The sequence below is a fragment of the Cobetia crustatorum genome (assembly GCF_000591415.1).
Classification (GTDB): domain Bacteria; phylum Pseudomonadota; class Gammaproteobacteria; order Pseudomonadales; family Halomonadaceae; genus Cobetia; species Cobetia crustatorum.
This window is the reverse complement of the sequence record NZ_JEMF01000077.1, coordinates 1-15443: the sequence shown is the minus strand read 5'-3', so window position 1 is coordinate 15443 and position 15443 is coordinate 1. Positions and strand designations below refer to the sequence as shown.

The 15443-nt window shown below is 58.7% G+C and carries 17 protein-coding genes, 2 tRNA genes and 2 pseudogenes; 8 read left to right on the top strand and 13 right to left on the bottom strand.

Features of this window, described 5'->3' with window-relative positions; genetic code table 11:
- The first annotated feature begins 47 nt into the window (after positions 1–47).
- Together BF12_RS23720 and bfr are read left to right on the top strand one after the other, a co-directional pair.
- Positions 48–251 (top strand): annotated as a pseudogene (locus BF12_RS23720) (bacterioferritin-associated ferredoxin).
- A 300-nt stretch (positions 252–551) separates the two neighbouring features.
- Positions 552–1031, top strand: coding sequence for a bacterioferritin (gene bfr / locus BF12_RS0114430; protein ID WP_024952879.1), 480 nt, complete (start codon positions 552–554; stop codon positions 1029–1031).
- 104 nt (positions 1032–1135) lie between these two features.
- Here bfr and BF12_RS23235 read toward each other — a convergent pair whose 3' ends face one another.
- The 9 genes and pseudogenes from BF12_RS23235 to bufA2 form a co-directional block, all read right to left on the bottom strand.
- On the bottom strand, positions 1136–1744 hold the full coding sequence (locus BF12_RS23235; protein WP_282705514.1) for an ATP-grasp domain-containing protein: 609 nt from the start codon (positions 1742–1744) through the stop codon (positions 1136–1138).
- Positions 1735–2256, bottom strand: a complete 522-nt coding sequence (locus BF12_RS23230; protein ID WP_282705513.1) for an ATP-grasp domain-containing protein — start codon at positions 2254–2256, stop codon at positions 1735–1737. The genes BF12_RS23235 and BF12_RS23230 overlap by 10 nt, the downstream gene beginning before the upstream one ends.
- A gap of 3 nt (positions 2257–2259) precedes the next feature.
- Positions 2260–2777, bottom strand: a pseudogene (purE, locus tag BF12_RS20370) (5-(carboxyamino)imidazole ribonucleotide mutase).
- Between the two features lie 268 nt (positions 2778–3045).
- The gene (locus tag BF12_RS0114415) at positions 3046–3303 is read right to left on the bottom strand and encodes a DUF1653 domain-containing protein (protein WP_246116443.1); all 258 of its coding nucleotides are present in this window, start codon (positions 3301–3303) and stop codon (positions 3046–3048) included.
- A gap of 44 nt (positions 3304–3347) precedes the next feature.
- A complete protein-coding gene (gene tcdA / locus BF12_RS0114410; protein ID WP_051511038.1) occupies positions 3348–4223 on the bottom strand; it encodes a tRNA cyclic N6-threonylcarbamoyladenosine(37) synthase TcdA in 876 nt (291 codons plus the stop codon).
- 122 nt (positions 4224–4345) lie between these two features.
- The gene (locus BF12_RS20365; RefSeq protein ID WP_084488134.1) at positions 4346–5254 is read right to left on the bottom strand and encodes a pseudouridine synthase; all 909 of its coding nucleotides are present in this window, start codon (positions 5252–5254) and stop codon (positions 4346–4348) included.
- Positions 5255–5403: 149 nt separating this feature from the next.
- Positions 5404–6270: an HvfC/BufC N-terminal domain-containing protein gene (locus tag BF12_RS0114400; RefSeq protein WP_024952875.1), complete on the bottom strand. Its 867-nt coding sequence runs from the start codon at positions 6268–6270 to the stop codon at positions 5404–5406.
- Positions 6267–7220, bottom strand: a complete 954-nt coding sequence (gene bufB, locus BF12_RS0114395) for an MNIO family bufferin maturase (RefSeq protein WP_024952874.1) — start codon at positions 7218–7220, stop codon at positions 6267–6269. Before bufB ends, BF12_RS0114400 begins: the two co-directional genes overlap by 4 nt.
- Positions 7221–7337: 117 nt before the next feature.
- Positions 7338–7604, bottom strand: a complete 267-nt coding sequence (gene bufA2 / locus BF12_RS0114390) for a BufA2 family periplasmic bufferin-type metallophore (protein ID WP_211242470.1) — start codon at positions 7602–7604, stop codon at positions 7338–7340.
- Positions 7605–7868: 264 nt separating this feature from the next.
- On the opposite strand from bufA2, the gene BF12_RS22500 reads away from it, so the two are divergent.
- Together BF12_RS22500 and BF12_RS22495 are read left to right on the top strand one after the other, a co-directional pair.
- Positions 7869–9458, top strand: a complete 1590-nt coding sequence (locus BF12_RS22500) for a fatty acid cis/trans isomerase (protein WP_051511035.1) — start codon at positions 7869–7871, stop codon at positions 9456–9458.
- Positions 9395–10396 (top strand): fatty acid cis/trans isomerase, encoded by a 1002-nt coding sequence (locus tag BF12_RS22495; protein ID WP_051511034.1) that lies wholly within the window; start codon positions 9395–9397, stop codon positions 10394–10396. Before BF12_RS22500 ends, BF12_RS22495 begins: the two co-directional genes overlap by 64 nt.
- A 126-nt stretch (positions 10397–10522) precedes the next feature.
- Here the strand turns inward: BF12_RS22495 and fnr are convergent, their stop codons facing one another.
- The 4 genes from fnr to BF12_RS0114365 form a co-directional block, all read right to left on the bottom strand.
- Positions 10523–11272 (bottom strand): fumarate/nitrate reduction transcriptional regulator Fnr, encoded by a 750-nt coding sequence (gene fnr, locus BF12_RS0114380; protein WP_024952872.1) that lies wholly within the window; start codon positions 11270–11272, stop codon positions 10523–10525.
- A gap of 283 nt (positions 11273–11555) precedes the next feature.
- Positions 11556–11828: a hypothetical protein gene (locus tag BF12_RS0114375; protein ID WP_024952871.1), complete on the bottom strand. Its 273-nt coding sequence runs from the start codon at positions 11826–11828 to the stop codon at positions 11556–11558.
- Positions 11825–12445 carry a cbb3-type cytochrome c oxidase subunit II gene (locus BF12_RS20355; RefSeq protein WP_051511032.1) on the bottom strand — a complete coding sequence of 207 codons (621 nt, stop codon included), beginning with the start codon at positions 12443–12445 and terminating at the stop codon, positions 11825–11827. The genes BF12_RS0114375 and BF12_RS20355 overlap by 4 nt, the downstream gene beginning before the upstream one ends.
- Before the next feature lie 43 nt (positions 12446–12488).
- The gene (locus BF12_RS0114365; protein WP_024952870.1) at positions 12489–13910 is read right to left on the bottom strand and encodes a cbb3-type cytochrome c oxidase subunit I; all 1422 of its coding nucleotides are present in this window, start codon (positions 13908–13910) and stop codon (positions 12489–12491) included.
- 220 nt (positions 13911–14130) lie between these two features.
- Here BF12_RS0114365 and BF12_RS21775 point away from each other — a divergent pair, with 220 nt between their 5' ends.
- From BF12_RS21775 to BF12_RS0114350, 4 genes are all read left to right on the top strand, one after another.
- Entirely contained in the window at positions 14131–14724 is a 594-nt protein-coding gene (locus BF12_RS21775; protein WP_051511031.1) for an alpha/beta family hydrolase, read from the top strand.
- Complete coding sequence (locus BF12_RS23755) at positions 14660–14938, top strand: alpha/beta family hydrolase (protein ID WP_345917424.1); 279 nt, start codon at positions 14660–14662, stop codon at positions 14936–14938. The genes BF12_RS21775 and BF12_RS23755 overlap by 65 nt, the downstream gene beginning before the upstream one ends.
- A gap of 214 nt (positions 14939–15152) precedes the next feature.
- A tRNA-Val gene (locus tag BF12_RS0114355) sits at positions 15153–15228 on the top strand.
- 79 nt (positions 15229–15307) lie between these two features.
- A tRNA-Asp gene (locus BF12_RS0114350) sits at positions 15308–15384 on the top strand.
- Positions 15385–15443 lie beyond the last annotated feature (59 nt).

The following is a 15443-nucleotide window of genomic DNA, read 5'->3' as shown; positions in this document are numbered from 1 at the left end:
TCTGCGAATCATTTACATTTGTCTCACTCGGAGCGATGAGGTGAGCCATGTACGTCTGTCTGTGCAAAGGGTGTGTCAGACCATAAAATACGCGAAGTCGTGCAGCAGGGAGCACGTAGCTCCGTGAAGTCCGTGAGCAGACCGGATGCGCGACCCAGTGTGGCAAGTGTGCCTGCATGGCCAAGACCATCACGCGCGAGGCAGTGACTCGCGAAATGATGCCGTTGGAAGATCTCGCCTACGCTGTCTGATTCATCGTTCGTCCTTATCATCGAAGTCTTTATTAAACGCCCGCGGCCAAGCATATATCTCGCGGCGTTTTGGTTTGAATGCGCTCGTTACGCTTTATTCTCACATGACAACGCGGATACCAATCCTTACCATTTGCGCCTAAAAGTCGATAACTTGTTGCTATGTCTCGAAAAATACGTGTAATTGGGTCATACTTGCCTGACATGATGAGCAGGGCGTTTTGTACTGATGCCCTGATGGCACCCTGACACTGGCGTCATGCCGGTAAGCCAACAGACAGATAAGAGAGGAATGGCGATATGAAAGGTGATCCCAAGATCAATGAACATCTCAACACGATACTGGCCAATGAACTGGTCGCCATTAACCAGTACTTTCTACATGCGCGCATGTACAAGGACTGGGGCCTCAAGCGTCTGGCCAAGTGGGAATATGACGAGTCCATCGAAGAAATGCGTCACGCTGACACCCTGATCGAGCGCATCCTGTTCCTGGAGGGCCTGCCTAACTTGCAAGACCTCGGTAAGCTGCGTATCGGTGAGAACACCAAGGAAATGCTTGAGTGTGACTTGGCGCTAGAGCATCAGGCTCACGGAGATCTCAAGGAAGCGATTGCCTACGCTGAGCAGGTGCGCGATTACACTTCACGTGATCTGTTCCGCAAGATCCTTGATGACGAGGAAGAGCATATTGATCACCTGGAGACCGAGTTGGGTCTGATCGAGAAAGTCGGGATCGAGTTGTACCTGCAAAAGCAGATTCACCACGAGATCGACTGATCGAGTGTCAGTCGCTGGCTGATCAAATGATCTGAATGAAAACGCCCCCGTTGCCAATGGCAGCGGGGGCGTTTCGTTTGTGCGTGGTCAATGTTGGCAGGTGGTTACTTGCCCAGATCATTGACCAGCAGTGCTTCGACGGCAGCGATGCGTGCATCGAGGCTTGCCGTATCGGCCGCCAACACCGTGATATGGCCGATCTTGCGCCCTGCACGTGGTGCCTTGCCGTAGTCATGCAGGCGAGTGCCTGGTACGGCCAGCACGGCGTCACGCGCTGGCATGCGTCCGATGATGTTGAGCATCGCACACGGTGCCAGCAGACTCGTTTCGCCCAAGGGCATATTCGCGACGGCTCGCAGATGGTTCTCGAACTGACTGGTAACGGCACCTTCAATGCTCCAATGGCCCGAGTTGTGCACCCGCGGGGCGATCTCGTTGGCCAGCAGGCGGTGTTGCCCAGCATCGTCGGAGACCACGAAGAATTCGAAGGCCATCACGCCGACATAGTCGAGTTCGTGCATCACGTTGAAGGCGGCCGCCTCGGCCACGTTCTGCAGCGGATGCTCTGCCAGTGGTGTGGCGCAGTGCAGAATGCCGCTGCGGTGCTCGTTGCGTGACAGTGGCCATGCACGGGTTTCACCGTCACGGCTACGTACGGCGATGACCGAGACTTCATGATCGAAAGCGATGAACCCTTCCAGAATCAACGGCACGTTGCCCAGTCTGCGAAGGTGCCTGCGACATCAGCCATCTCGCGCAGGACTTTCTGGCCCTTGCCGTCATAACCCAGCGTGCGCGTCTTGAGCACGGCAGGTAGTCCGATGGTCGCAACGCCAGCGTCAAGATCTGCCTGATTGTCGACCAGCGCCAATGGCGGTACCTCGATGCCCAGACGCATGAACAGCGATTTCTCGCTCCAGCGATCACGTGCCGTATCAAGTGCCTTGGCAGGCGGATAGGTCGGGCGGCTGGCGGCGAGGGTAGTCACGGCATCCGAGGGTACGTTCTCGAACTCGAAGGTGATGGCATCAGACGCTGACACCAGCTGCGCCAGCGCCGCGCCATCTTGCCAATCCGCCTTCAGATGATGGCCATGAGCGCGGCCGCAGGGATCATCGGAAGGATCAAGAAAGGTGAAGCGGGCATTCAGGGCCGCACCGGCCTGAGCCAGCATGCGGCCCAGCTGGCCGGCGCCTACGATACCGAAGCAGAACGGCTGGCTCATGGCTCACTCGCCTCCGAGGGTCAGGCTGGGCGCATCGGGGCGCGGGTCCGGATTGTCGAGTATCCGGTCGGTCTGTTCGGCACGGAAGTTGATCAGAGCAGTACGAATGGCCGGATACTTGTTGGCCAGCTGGCTGGCGGCGAGCAGGGCAGCATTGATTGCACCGGCGCGGCCGATGGCCAGAGTGCCGGTTGGAATGCCAGCCGGCATCTGCACGATGGAGAGCAGCGAGTCGACACCCGAGAGCATGCTGGACTGTACCGGCACGCCGAGAACGGGCAGCCAGGTCTTGGCAGCACACATGCCTGGCAGATGAGCTGCACCACCGGCACCGGCGATGATGACCTCAAGGCCACGCTCCGCTGCGGTATCGGCATAGTCAAACAACAGGTCGGGCGTTCGGTGGGCAGAAACAACCTTGACCTCATGCTCGATCCCCAGGCTTCCAGGGTCTCGACCGTATGGCACATGGTCGCCCAATCCGATTTCGATCCCATGATGACACCAACCAGTGCGCTCATGCTTCCTCCGCTCTTGACGTGGTATGAACCAGCTCACAGCGTCTGCTGTATCAGACGATCAGCGCGCTGTGTGGGCGTGGCCGAGGCGGCGGGGCAGATCATGCCCGTCACCGACTCAATGCGTATGTCTGGAAAAACAAGCGGCGCAGTATAGCACTGCCCCTGGAGGCCGGCATGTACCTGTCCGGTCGGTCAGCTTATGAGCTGTGCTCGGGCGCGCCAGTAATACCGCAGGGGCGTTTGTGCCTCGCTGGCGTGCTTGCGTGCGCTAGCAGGACCACGGCGTGACCAGCGCGAAGCGCGGGACGGACTCGCCCTGAACCTCGACGTTTTCCATGAACATGCTCAGTGGTCGCACCCACAGGCCACATTCACCGTAGAGAGCACGATAGGCCACCAGCAGCTCTTCGGTCTCGCTGTGGCGGCTAGTACCGATCACCTCGTACTGTGCACCCTTGTAATGACGGTAGAGCCCCGGCACGGGACGATTCTCCGGTAGCGGCGGCATGGGGGGCAAATCAGACATGATGATTTCCTTGCAGAGGTGAGCTGGCGCGAGACGTTGAATGCTCATGCTTCGTCAGTGGTTGAATGGCCATTGACGGTAGTGTCAGCAGGCGTGGCCTTGGCACCGCGTCGGGCAATGCGTGCCAGTGCACGAGCACTAGCCGCAAAACCGAAGCTGCCGGTGACGAAGGTGGCGGCACCGAAGCCGCCTGCGCAATCAAGGCGCGTGGCACTATCGCCGGGCTTGCTGGCGCAGACCTCACCATTGGCACCGGGGTAGGTCAGCTGCTCATCGGAGTAGACACACTCGACATCGAAACGGCGCTTGAGGTTACGGCTGAAATTATAGTCGCGGCGCAGCAGAGAGCGAACGCGTGCGAGCAGGGGGTCCTGTTCGGTGCGCGCAAGGTCTGCGATCTGAATGCGCGTCGGGTCAAGCTGGCCACCGGCACCGCCGGTCACGGTCAAGCCTAGCTTGCGGCGTTTGCACCAGGCGATCAGCGCCGTCTTGGCGGGTACGCTGTCAATGGCATCGATGACGTGGTCCAGTTCATCGTGAATCAGCTCGCCAAGGTTGTCTGCCGACACGAAAGCCGAGATGGCATTCACCTTGATCTGTGGAGCGATTAGACGGCAGCGCTCGGCTAGTACCTCGACCTTGGGGCGTCCAATCTGGCCATCCAGCGCATGCAGCTGACGATTGACGTTCGACACACAGACGTCATCGAGATCAATCAGCGTCAGCTCTCCGATGCCCGAGCGCGCCAGTGCCTCGGCACTCCAGCTGCCGACGCCACCTACGCCGATAACGGCAACATGTGCGTAGCGGAAGTGCGCGAAGGCGCTTGCACCATACAGACGCCGGATGCCGCCAAAGCGCAAGTCGTAGTCATCTGTCGCTGATATGTCATCGCCGGCTGGAAAAAAACCGGCCAGCATCTGCTCGCTGGCGGATGTCTCTGTGGAGGTCACCGCTGCGGGGGATGTGGAGGAATCAGCGAAGGTGTCGTCAGGTGATGTGGTCATGCGCAGGCTCGTGATTCTCAAGGGAACAGGAAGGCTCAGTCGGACAGGTCGCTTGCAGGCGGGGTTGTCCAGCGCACGGCAGGGCGCTCGGGCAAATGCTTGGCGTATCGCTCAGGCAGGTGCCCCAGCCAGCCGAAGCGAGCCATCAGAGCTTCATAGGCGCCCTGTGGCGGGCACGACAGGCTCAGCCAGCCGCCATCGGGGTGCGGTAGCTCCAGGCCAACGGCCGCCAATAACAAGCGTGGGCACTCAAGCGTCGTGCCGAAGTAGCGATTGTAGATGCCCTTGCCATGCTTGGCGTCACCGATGATGGGGTAGCCACGCCGCGAGAGGTGGCGACGAATCTGGTGACGGCGGCCGGTGAGCGGGCGAGCTTCCACCAGCGAGAAGCGCGACTGGGGATAGCGGTCAATCGCGACAGGTAGCTCGACCTGTGCCAAGCGGCGGATGTCGGTGATGGCATCCTGTTCTGGCATCTGGGCCTTCGGCAGGCGGCCATCTTCCTTGCGTAACCCGTAGTCGAGGCGCTCATGCTCCGGCGCAACTCCTCGTACCACCGCCAGATAGCGCTTGCTGACCAGTTGCTCTTCAAAGGCGGCGCTCAGCTTGCGTGCACTGCTCGGTGAAAGGCCGAAGACCATCAGGCCGGAGGTTGGGCGATCGAGGCGATGTACCGGGAAAACGTGCTGGCCGATCTGATCGCGTAGTCGCTGCAGCAGGAATTCTGTCTCATGGCGATCAATCGGACTGCGATGCACCAGCAGGCCGGACGGCTTGAGAACGATGACCAGCACGTCATCCTGATAGAGGATATCCAGTGGCGGCGCTGCCTCGAAATCATTGTCGATCAGGTCATCGCCGACCAAGCCATCGCCGATCAGATCAATGGAAAGCACGTCAGAAGAAGGCGCGTCAGAATTCGGGGCGTCTGGAGAACGGGGCATGGGCATCACGGCAGCAAGACGTCAGGATGGCAAGACATCAGGGTGGCAAGAAGGCAAAAACCGGCTACCAAGGGCAGCCGGTCGCTATTGTCCGGTTTTCGAGCATGCCTGTCATGTATAGCGTCATGTGAGCTATGTCAGGGCAAGGCTCAGTCGGCTTGCACGGAGAATGTGGAGAGTGCGGCAGGCTGCACTAGCATGCCAGCGGGTAGCCACTGAATCAGTAGATTGATGGCGTGTCCGGGCGCCTCTTCCGGGCCGACTTCCGGTGTCAAGAGCTCGCCGAGGGCGGCGAAGCTCAGGCCGGTGGCATCTGCGGCGATGATCGCATCGAGAGCGAGGGCTTCGAGAGGCGCGAGCGAGCGAAAGTGTACCTCCGGCGCTGCCTCGGTGGGCTGGCGCCATACTAGCCATGCGACGATGGTCTCCGACTGTACTGGTGCACGCGGTGGCTCGTCATTGTCGATGGCCTTCCAGAGCGCTGGCGTGTCGTGATGAAAGTCGAGGCGACACAGTGAGGGGTGCGCGGCGAGGTGGAGAGCTGGCCAGTCCTCGGGCGGGAGCTGCTGAAGCGTCTCCACGCTGAGGTAATGTGCTTCAGGGGCATCCAGTGCTAGCCCTAGTGCCCACTCAAATTCAGCCATCTCGCGCACGACGGGCAGTACAGATTCACGCTGCGCCACGAAGGCGGGGAATTGTTGGCCGGCCCAGCGGATCGAATAATGACTCGGCGGATGAGTGGTCAGATAATCACGACATAATGCGGCGAAGTCATCATCGCCGATCAATGTATGTACTGCTTCGAAGTCCCCGCCTAGCACCTCGAAAAGACGCAGGCGATAGGCTGTGGCATAGATGCCGAGGCGTTCCTCTGCGGTTGCGAGTGCATCACTGACCACTGGCTGTGCCGCAGCGTCACGCTTCTCGTGTGTCGGGTGGCTGAGAAAGGCGCCAGTGACCTCCTGAAGGCGCATGAGATCGTCGCGCGTGAAGGCAGTAGAGGGCGAGTCGCTCATGTGTGCAGGCCTCCTGCCATGCGGCTGTCAGTTGAGAAGCCATTGTTCGTCGTGTCGCCCAGAGGACGGCCACTGCGACGGCGTAGCTCGGCATATTCGTCCATCAGCTCTGCCCACGGCGGAAAGTTGTCATCACGCTCGATCATCGTGGCAACCTCACCAAAGCGCTCGCGTGCTGCATCGTAAAGCTGCCATACCGCATCAGGCACTGGTTGATCATGCGTATCGATGCATAGTTCACCACCGGAAACCGATTGCTGGGTATGTCCGGCCAGGTGGTGCTGCCAAACGCGCTCAGAGGGCATGGCATCCAGATAGGTCAGAGGGTCAAAACCGTGATTGGAGCTGGAGACGATGATGTTGTTGAGGTCCAGCAGAATCAGGCAGTCAGCGCGCTGGCTGACTTCAGCGAGAAACTCCCACTCGCTCATCTCATCGGGCTGCCATGTCAGGTAGCTGGAGACATTTTCCAGCAGTAGCTGGCGGCCAAGTGCGTTCTGGACCTGATCGATGCGCTCGGCCAGATGCGTGATGGTGGCTTCGGTATAGGGCAGCGGGAGCAGATCATGGAACTGGTGAGCACCGGTGCGGGTCCAGCATAGATGGTCGGAGACCCACAGCGGCTCAATGTGATCGCACAGCGCGCGTAGCTCGCATAGATAACGCGTATCCAGCGTATTGCTTCCGCCGATGGACAGCGAAACCCCGTGCAGTGCGATGGGGTAGTGTTCTCTGATGCGTTCGAGGAAGTGCAGCGGCTTGCCGCCTGCGCTCAAGCCACCGGCATCAGAGAGCCCTGGCCCCATGTAGTTTTCACTGATGGCTTCGAACCAGTCGATGTCCGGCAGGGTTGTGAGAATCTCGTGATAGTACTCCGGGCGCAGCCCTAGCCCCTGGCCAATGTCATTCGTGGCAGGAGTGGAGTGGCGTGAAGTATGAGTGACCGGCATACGCGTGCTCCTTTCAAGTCCAGAACCAAAAACGGGAGGACGGCAAGCCGTCCTCCCGTTGTAGCCCTTCGGCTGTACCGCTCCATCATGGAGGTGATGGAGCGGTTATCGTCAGGATTAACCTTCGATGACAGTACCACCTTCACCGGCACAGGATTCTGCACTGGCGGTGTAAGACCAGCCCTGGCCCTTGCAAGCGTTCTGGCCCTTGCAGGCGCTGCTGGCAGTCGCGCAGTCGGAGGTGCCTTTGCAGGAATTGACGCCAGAGCACTTCACGGCGTTATCACCGGCTTGAACCGACATGGAGGTTAGTGCAGCGGTAGAGAAAAGTGCGGCAGCTGCGGCAGCGAAAGTGACAGCGGTTACGGTCTTCTTCATGGTCATGATGGTTTCCTTGCGGGCCAGGCCCGTCATTATTTAATTAGTTATTAAGGCTCATCGCGATCTACCGCGCCGGTCAGGCAATCTAGGCGGGTCACTCAGTCTTACGCCGATGACTTTATATCGGATGCGTGTTGACTAAAAAAAAATCACACGCACCTCATTCAACGTTGGCGAAGGACCGTTAGACAGCGTGTGGCATACTGTGCAGATATCCAACCAAGGTCGTGTTCTACGCCCTTTGCTTCTGTTGATTGGAGTTTTTGTATGCTGAGTCTACTTCGACGCCTGTGGCGCGTTCCGCGTTGGCGCTGGAGCGTTCTGCTGGTACTGCTGCTTGGTGGATGCAGCGCCGTTGCCCTGCAACAACTGGATGCACGTTTCGGTACCCCCTCGCTACACAATCGTGAAGTGTCACATGACAGCTTTGCTGGTCGTCAGTGGGAGAGTGAGGTCAAGCCAGTCATTGAGACGCGTTGCGTCGTTTGTCATGGCTGCTACGACGCGCCTTGTCAGCTCAAGATGTCTTCGGCAGCGGGGATTGATCGCGGAATGAATCCTGCGCCGGTCTATGACGGCACGCGCCTGCTGGCGGCTAACCTGACGCGTATGTTTGAGGATGCCGATACCACCGAGAAATGGCGCAACATGAATTTCTCGCCGGTGCTCAATGAGCGCGTGGACTCGCCTGAGGCCAATCTGGAAGGTAGTACGCTGTTCCGCGCACTGAGCCAGAAGCGCAAGGCACCACTGCCCGTGACGGACGAAGGCCTGCTGCCTGAAGACCGCTTTGATCTCTCGCTCAATCGCAGCCAGGTCTGTGCCCCCGTCGAACGCTATGACGATTTCGCGGAAGACCATCCCGACTGGGGCATGCCTTATGCGCTGCCACAAATCAGTGATGAAGAGCACCGCACGCTGGTGAACTGGCTTGCGCAGGGTTCACTGATGACGGGGCCGATCCCGTTGCCCAAGTCGCTGGCGCCACGCCTTCAAAAGGTAGAGGCCTTCCTTAACGGTGATAGTCTCAAGCAACGGCTGATGACCCGTTATATCTATGAGCACCTCTTCCTGACACACCTGTACTTTCCGGGCATCAATGGTCCTGATGGTCGCCCTATCTTCTTCAAGCTGGTGCGTTCCAGCACACCGCCGGGCGAACCGCTGCAGCGGATTTCCACCCGTCGTCCTTACGATGCGCCTTATACCGCCTATCCCGGTGATGCCCGCCTGACCATGCCGCATGATGACGCTGGCCGTCCGCGGGTTTACTACCGGCTGTGGCAGGAGCGCGCCACGATTCTGGCCAAGAATCATTTGCCTTACTCGCTAAGCGAGGCGCGTCTCGAACGCTGGAAAGCTCTGTTCCTCACGCCGCAATACGCGGTGGATGATTTGCCGGATTACGATCTCAAGACGGCTTCGAATCCCTTCTTGACCTTCGAGGCGATCCCGGCCGAGTCGCGCTATCGCTTCATGCTCGATGAGGCGCAGAACACCATCATGGGCTTCATCAAGGGGCCGGTGTGTCGTGGGCAGGTGGCGGTGGACGTGATCAATGATCATTTCTGGGTCGGTTTCACGGACCCGGACCTGTTCAGTCGTCCGGAGGTCGAGCGCACTCTGGCGCGAGAAGGCAAGAACCTTAGCCTGCCCGCAGCGCAGAGCAGCAACGCGCTACCTATCAGCTCCTGGATCAAGTTTGAAGGCAAGCAGACGGCTTATCTAGAGGCCAAACAGGCATTGATGACCAAGCTTATGCCGACGGTAACCTGCGTCTGGATACGCGAGTCATGTGGGATGGCAGTGGGTGGGCTGACGGGCCGGGCGGTGAGCACAACCCCAATGCTGCGTTGACCATTTATCGCCACTTCGATAATGCCGCGGTGATGAAAGGATTGGTCGGCAGTACCCCCAAGACAGCCTGGATCATCGATTACCCGATGTTGGAGCGGATACATTATCTGTTGGTCGCTGGCTTCGATGTCTACGGCAACCTTGGTCATCAGTTGATCACGCGGCTGTACATGGATTTTCTGCGCATGGAAGGCGAGAGCAACTTTCTGGCGCTACTGCCGGCCGGCGAACGACAGGCCGTGCACGATAGTTGGTATCGCGATGTGGGTTCCGGGTTGGAGGGGCTGTTGTTCAAGAAGCCGCCACAGTTCGATGCACCGAGTGGCATCGTCTGGACGCCAGAAGAGCTGTCGTCACCAGAACAGGCTCGGTTGGGGCTGATGACGCGTATGCATCAGCGTTTGGCGCTGATGACGCGTATGCATCAGCGTTTGGCGCCTGAACTTGAGCAAGGCAGAAGTCTGAGTAACGTCAAGAATACATTCGTGCGTCACGAGCTTGAGGCCTTGAGCGCCGTGCGAGGCTTCGCGGCCAGTTTGATGCCAGAAGTCACGATCATCGCACTGGATGGCGGTGATGGTGGTAGCCCGCAGCTCTTCAGTGTCTTGCGCAATTCGGCACATGCCAATATCACCAGCCTGTTCGATGAGGCGGCCAATCGTCGTCCACAGGAAGACTCACTCGATGTGTTGCGTGGCGTGGCAGGAGATTATCCGAATGCGTTCTGGCATCTGACGCCCGAAAGGCTCGATGGCCTGGCGGAGCGTGTCGCGGCGCTCGAGGATGAGGACGATTATCGTGCCCTGATGGCTGATGTCGGGATACGACGTACGGACCCGCGCTTCTGGGAGTTCTCGGACAGCGTACTGCGTGGCAACTACGCTGATCGCCCGGTGGAATCTGGACTGCTGGATTACAACCGGTTGCAGAACCGCTAGCGCGCACGTTCGCCACTGGTGCATCGAGAGTGGTCAACATGCTGAAACGCCGAGGCCCGTCACGATATCGTGGCGGGCCTCGGCGTTTCAGGGGCAAGCAGTTGGGAGGGCTTGATCAGTGTGTCTTTAGCGTCCGCCCTGACACTCACCTTCCGCCAGCTCGATCAAGCCATCCAGGTGCAAGATGTGCACCTCGCGCGCCTGTATGTCTACCAGTCCCTGGGTTTGGAAGCGAGTCAGGATACGGCTGACTGTCTCCACTGCAAGCCCCAGATAGCTGCCGATATCAGCACGTGCCATCGAGAGCCGAAAGCTGTAGGGCGAATAGCCACGGCGGCGGAAGCGTTGCGAGAGATTGACCAGAAAGCTGGCCAGACGCTCATCGGCAGTCTTGCGCGATAAAAGCATCATCATGCGGCGATCTTCGTGCAATTCTTTGCTTAGGCTCTTGAAAATCTGAGTGCGTAGCTCGGGAAGTTGCTCGGAGAGCGCGTTGAGACGATCGAAAGGGATCTCGCACACAGTGGTCGTTTCCAGCGCTACGGCAGTGCCGGAGTAGCAATTGCTATCGATGGCGTCCAATCCCGCCAGCTCACTGGGAAGATAGAAGCCGGTGAGCTGCTCTGCGCCGCTGTTCTCGGTCGTGATCTGTTTCAGACTGCCCGAGCGCACTGTGAACACGCAGTCGAAAGTCTCGCCCTGGGTGAAGAGTGTTTCGCCCTTTCTGAGTGGTGCGCGCCTGCGAATGATGGCATCAAACTGATCAATGGCTTCCATGTTCAGCGCCAGCGGTAGGCACAGTGAACTGAGCGAGCAGGTCTGGCAGCGAGCTTCATGTGCGCGTAGTCGATGAGATGCCAGTGCGTTGGCCGTCATGGTGACTCTCCTGGGGCATAGCGTCGAAACCCGTGGGGGCGAGCTTCTGATGGGGGCGTCCGAGCACAGCACGATATCTGAGGGGGATTCCGTTTCCACTCCTCCTTCAATCAGAGGGCCCTGAGTGGGGCGACCTCCAATGAGTGCCGTGAGTCTTATCAACTATATTAGTTTTGGCTTATTTTGTCGTGCAGCATACGGCATTTGATATTCACAACGTTAGGCGCACTGACAGGGCAATAGGCAAGCTGCGACGCCTTGCCTCATGCATCATCCTGGCTCATTAACTCGCACCTAATAGTATTGCGAGGGCAGTGAGTAGGGTCATCAGGAATAGCAGGCTCCAAAGGCGTGGCAGTGGCGTGTCTGGCTGATGCACGCCGTCGATGCGATGTTCTTCTGGTGGGCCATCGCCTTCAGGGTCGCTTGCGTTCGCTTGGTGGCGTGCCTGACAGCCGAAGAGTAGCAATGCACACAGCGCGAGGCTGCCGAGGCTGATAACACCTACCCAAATATTCCAGAACACTGCCAGGTCGGCGCCTCCCAGTAGGCTCATGGCGTATCTCCTGTCTGTTTTCTTGATTCTTCAGTCTGTCCTGATGCGGCTAGTGCTGTATCTGACGAGGTGTGGTTTTGAGAGGAGTGACGCAGGTAGGCGAGCAATGCAGTGGCTTCAGCCACGCCGCGTACCTTGCTGGGCGCGGCGAGAATTTCGTCATCGCGATAGGGCGCCCCCAGCGCTTGCAACTTACGCATGCGGGCCGCAATGGTCTGGCCGGTCAGTGCCTGCTCGAATAGCCACGGATAACCGGGCATCGAGGAATCAGGCACCTTGGTACGAGGGGAGTACAGATGAACTCGCTGCCAGGCCTCGTCATGCTGCGAGGGTAGACGACTCAGGTCTGGCCCATGGCGAGCATTGCCCCACAAGGAAGGGCGATCGAACGCGAGGTCGCTTGATGTCTGGGCCGCGCCGTAGCGAGCGTAGTCGCCGGGTAGATCGCGCACCACCCGCGTATGGCATTGCTGACAACCCTCACGGCGGTAGATGTCGCGCCCTTCCAGCGCCAGCGCATCCAGTGGCTTCAGCCCATCGGATGGAGTGGAAAGCGTGGTCTGAAAGCCAGTGGTAGCAACTGGGCCAAGGCGCCAAGGCTCATCGTTATGAGGCACAGCGCTGTCATCAGCCCGGCGTGACGTTCAAGCAGCACATGTCTCATGCGGGATGTCCTCCGCGTGACAGTTCTCGAACTGTTGAAGAGTTAGCCAGTGCCTGTGCGACATTGGCGGCCATCAACAACATGCCCATCACCCAACAGCTCAGGCCTGCCAATGTAACCAGCATCGGAGTGCGCGCAGTCGCCAGTATCTCGTCAAGCGCATATTGCGGGCTGCCATCCGCGGCCAATGCATGCCACATCTCAGCTTGCTGCAGTGTGGTCGCCCAACTGGCGCCGACACACAGCAAGGTGCCAACGATGGCCAGGCTTGCATGCAGGGCGATCAAGCGTGTCGAAAATCGATGAGGCAGTCGCGGATAAGGAAGCAGAAAGTAGAGCATGGCCACCGATATCATCGCCATGGCACCGAGTGCATTTGCCGGAGAGAGGCTGCCGGCAGCGCTGAAGGTCAATGCGTTAAGCGGCGCAATCGACAGTAGCGTCTGTTCCAACACCGCAAGGCCATAGAAGACAAGCGCGGCAGCCATGAAGCATCGCAGCGGATCACGCCGCATTGATTGCCAGTCACCATTCAGCGTCAGCAGGCCATTGATGCTGAGTGCGAGCCCCGGTGCCAGCAGTACGATACCCATCGCCATACCTAGCGTCTGACTCCACTGGGGCAAGGGACTAGCGAAGAGCAGTGGTGCGCCGCCCCATGTCAGCAGCAGCACCAGGCTCCAGAAACTGACGATGGCCAGTCGGTGAGAGTATAGCGGCCGCTGCGTCTGTCTCGGTAGGGCGTGATACAGCATGCCGATGAACCCCAGCGCGAACATGCCGCCGGGCAATGGGCCAGCCTGCCAGCGTTGTAAAAGAGCATCCAGGCTGCCGGTATATAGCGGTATCGCCAGCACGAGACTGATGGGATGAGTCAATGAGGCAAGGACATGCTTCAGTAGCACCATCACCAGGCAGCCGATGATAAACCAGCAGGCCACCGGTAGACGGCGGATACTGCGCTGCTCGAGTGTGGTGAAAAATATCCAGGACACTGCGAGCCAGACGAGCGTCATCAGAACATCAACCGGCCACGGATACTCGGCCATGAGATGGCCAGAAGAGAATCCGGCCATCAGCGCCAGGCTACCCAGCACGATGACGCCTTGCCATCCGAGTAACGCGAACCGCACCAGCTGTGGAGAGCAGAGCGGATGCTGTGCAGTATGCTGGGCGACGTGAAAGATACTGGCGATCAATGCCGAACCACCGAGGCCATAGAGCAGTGCATGCGTCTGCAGGGGAGCGAGACGACCGTAGCTCAACCAGGCCAGCTGAAGGTCTAGAGTTGGCCATAGCCGCACGGCACACAGCCAGACCGCGAGGCAGAGGCTGAGCCCCCCCCACAGCATGGCCATGAGCGCCAACTGGCGGATCACCTTGTGGTGAGAGAGTGAAGCATCAGGTGCTGTACTCATGTCAGAGCCTCATCAGGCGATGAACGAAGGTGCATCGCTGGCGGTGGCATACATCACGCGAGACGATAGTGTCTGAAGGCGTCCTCTCTTTTTTGTTGCTTTTACACAAGAGATCCCGGCGATCAGTCAGTCGGTCGACACACGTCGGCCCGAATTCACAGGAGTACACCGCTTGCCCCCTGTTACTTCATCATCGGACGAAGATCGAGATGCGTCCAATATGGCTGAGGCCCCGTTCCCTTATGAGCAGGAGGGCTTTTGTCCCGCGTCGCTCGAGGAAGTGGCTATCGAGCTGGCCATGCGGATTACGCTGTCAGAGGTTGAGTTGATTGAGCGCGGACCGTGGCGAGGCTGGATAGCATCGCTGGGATCACTGGAGATTCATGGCAGCCCTCGGCGCGCCATCTTGCTGCACGCCCACGGTGCAGGTGCAGGGCGCGAGACGGGCTTTCATCAGCAGTTCGGTGTTGCTTGCGCTCGCGAGGGAATGGCGTGGCTGGCGTTTGATTTTGGCTATCTCGTACAAATGCGCCGAGAGGGGAAGCGTCGCCCACCGCCACGTTTACCGGGTCTGATCGATGAAATGGCCCAGTGGTGCGAGGCGCTTGCACCGAGCCTGGCAGCGTTAGGGGGTGTGCCATTGCTGGTCGGAGGTAAATCAATGGGAAGTCGTGTGGCATCTCACTTGATGCAGGCGCTGGCAGGCCCGATGCCAGAGCGTTGCCTCGAGTGCTCGCCGATTGGCTGGTATGCATTGGGTTATCCCTTCCACTACGGGGAAGCCGGAAAAGCTACGGATTGCGCATCTGCCTGATATCGATATGCCCGGGCTTATCTGTCAGGGCACACGTGATCCCTTTGGGACACAGGAAGATGTGCAAGGGTATGCACTACCTGAGCGAGTCACACTGCATTGGTTGCAAGATGGTGAGCATGATTTCAAACCGCGTCGCTCCAGTGGTGAGACACAGCAGCGATTAATTGCCTCGGCAGCTCATGTGCTCGCTCATCACCCTGCGTTGGGCTAGAGCGTGTCAATAGCGCAGAGGAAGACTTATTCTCGATTACGACAACCTAATGTCAGAAAAATGGCGCAAGGCTGATGGCTGCTGGCGTACAGGGATGTATGTCCGGAAATCTCAGTCTTATCAATACTCTGTCGTAGGGTGCTCGCAGAAGTGCCTGTAAAAAAAGTGTTGACTCATGTGCCGGATTACGTAGAATGCAGCGCCAACGAGACAGGGGTGGTTAGCTCAGTTGGTAGAGCACCAGCCTTACAAGCTGGGGGTCACTGGTTCGAACCCAGTACCACCCACCATTTGAAAAAAAGTTATTGCCTATCAAGGCGTTACTTGATTAAATGGCCTGGTTCGTTAGCAGAAGCAAGCGATTGTCGTGGACTGGTAGTTCAGTTGGTTAGAATGCCGGCCTGTCACGCCGGAGGTCGCGGGTTCGAGTCCCGTCCAGTCCGCCATATTCGTTTGTCATGCGCCCGATGTTGAGTTGTTTCAAAGTGGACTGGTAGTTCAGTTG

What these genes read in the sequence shown, in the direction of transcription:
- bufB (WP_024952874.1), bottom strand. Translation starts at nt 7,220, where the DNA reads ATGCCGGTCACTCATACTTCACGCCACTCCACTCCTGCCACGAATGAC.
- BF12_RS22500 (WP_051511035.1), top strand. Translation starts at nt 7,869, where the DNA reads ATGCTGAGTCTACTTCGACGCCTGTGGCGCGTTCCGCGTTGGCGCTGG.
- BF12_RS20365 (WP_084488134.1), bottom strand. Translation starts at nt 5,254, where the DNA reads ATGCCCCGTTCTCCAGACGCCCCGAATTCTGACGCGCCTTCTTCTGAC.
- BF12_RS0114415 (WP_246116443.1), bottom strand. Translation starts at nt 3,303, where the DNA reads ATGTCTGATTTGCCCCCCATGCCGCCGCTACCGGAGAATCGTCCCGTG.
- BF12_RS21775 (WP_051511031.1), top strand. Translation starts at nt 14,131, where the DNA reads ATGGCTGAGGCCCCGTTCCCTTATGAGCAGGAGGGCTTTTGTCCCGCG.
- bfr (WP_024952879.1), top strand. Translation starts at nt 552, where the DNA reads ATGAAAGGTGATCCCAAGATCAATGAACATCTCAACACGATACTGGCC.
- BF12_RS22495 (WP_051511034.1), top strand. Translation starts at nt 9,395, where the DNA reads ATGTGGGATGGCAGTGGGTGGGCTGACGGGCCGGGCGGTGAGCACAAC.
- BF12_RS0114365 (WP_024952870.1), bottom strand. Translation starts at nt 13,910, where the DNA reads ATGAGTACAGCACCTGATGCTTCACTCTCTCACCACAAGGTGATCCGC.
- fnr (WP_024952872.1), bottom strand. Translation starts at nt 11,272, where the DNA reads ATGACGGCCAACGCACTGGCATCTCATCGACTACGCGCACATGAAGCT.
- BF12_RS23755 (WP_345917424.1), top strand. Translation starts at nt 14,660, where the DNA reads ATGCATTGGGTTATCCCTTCCACTACGGGGAAGCCGGAAAAGCTACGG.
- tcdA (WP_051511038.1), bottom strand. Translation starts at nt 4,223, where the DNA reads ATGCTGGCCGGTTTTTTTCCAGCCGGCGATGACATATCAGCGACAGAT.
- BF12_RS0114375 (WP_024952871.1), bottom strand. Translation starts at nt 11,828, where the DNA reads ATGAGCCTACTGGGAGGCGCCGACCTGGCAGTGTTCTGGAATATTTGG.
- BF12_RS23230 (WP_282705513.1), bottom strand. Translation starts at nt 2,256, where the DNA reads ATGAGCCAGCCGTTCTGCTTCGGTATCGTAGGCGCCGGCCAGCTGGGC.
- BF12_RS0114400 (WP_024952875.1), bottom strand. Translation starts at nt 6,270, where the DNA reads ATGAGCGACTCGCCCTCTACTGCCTTCACGCGCGACGATCTCATGCGC.
- bufA2 (WP_211242470.1), bottom strand. Translation starts at nt 7,604, where the DNA reads ATGACCATGAAGAAGACCGTAACCGCTGTCACTTTCGCTGCCGCAGCT.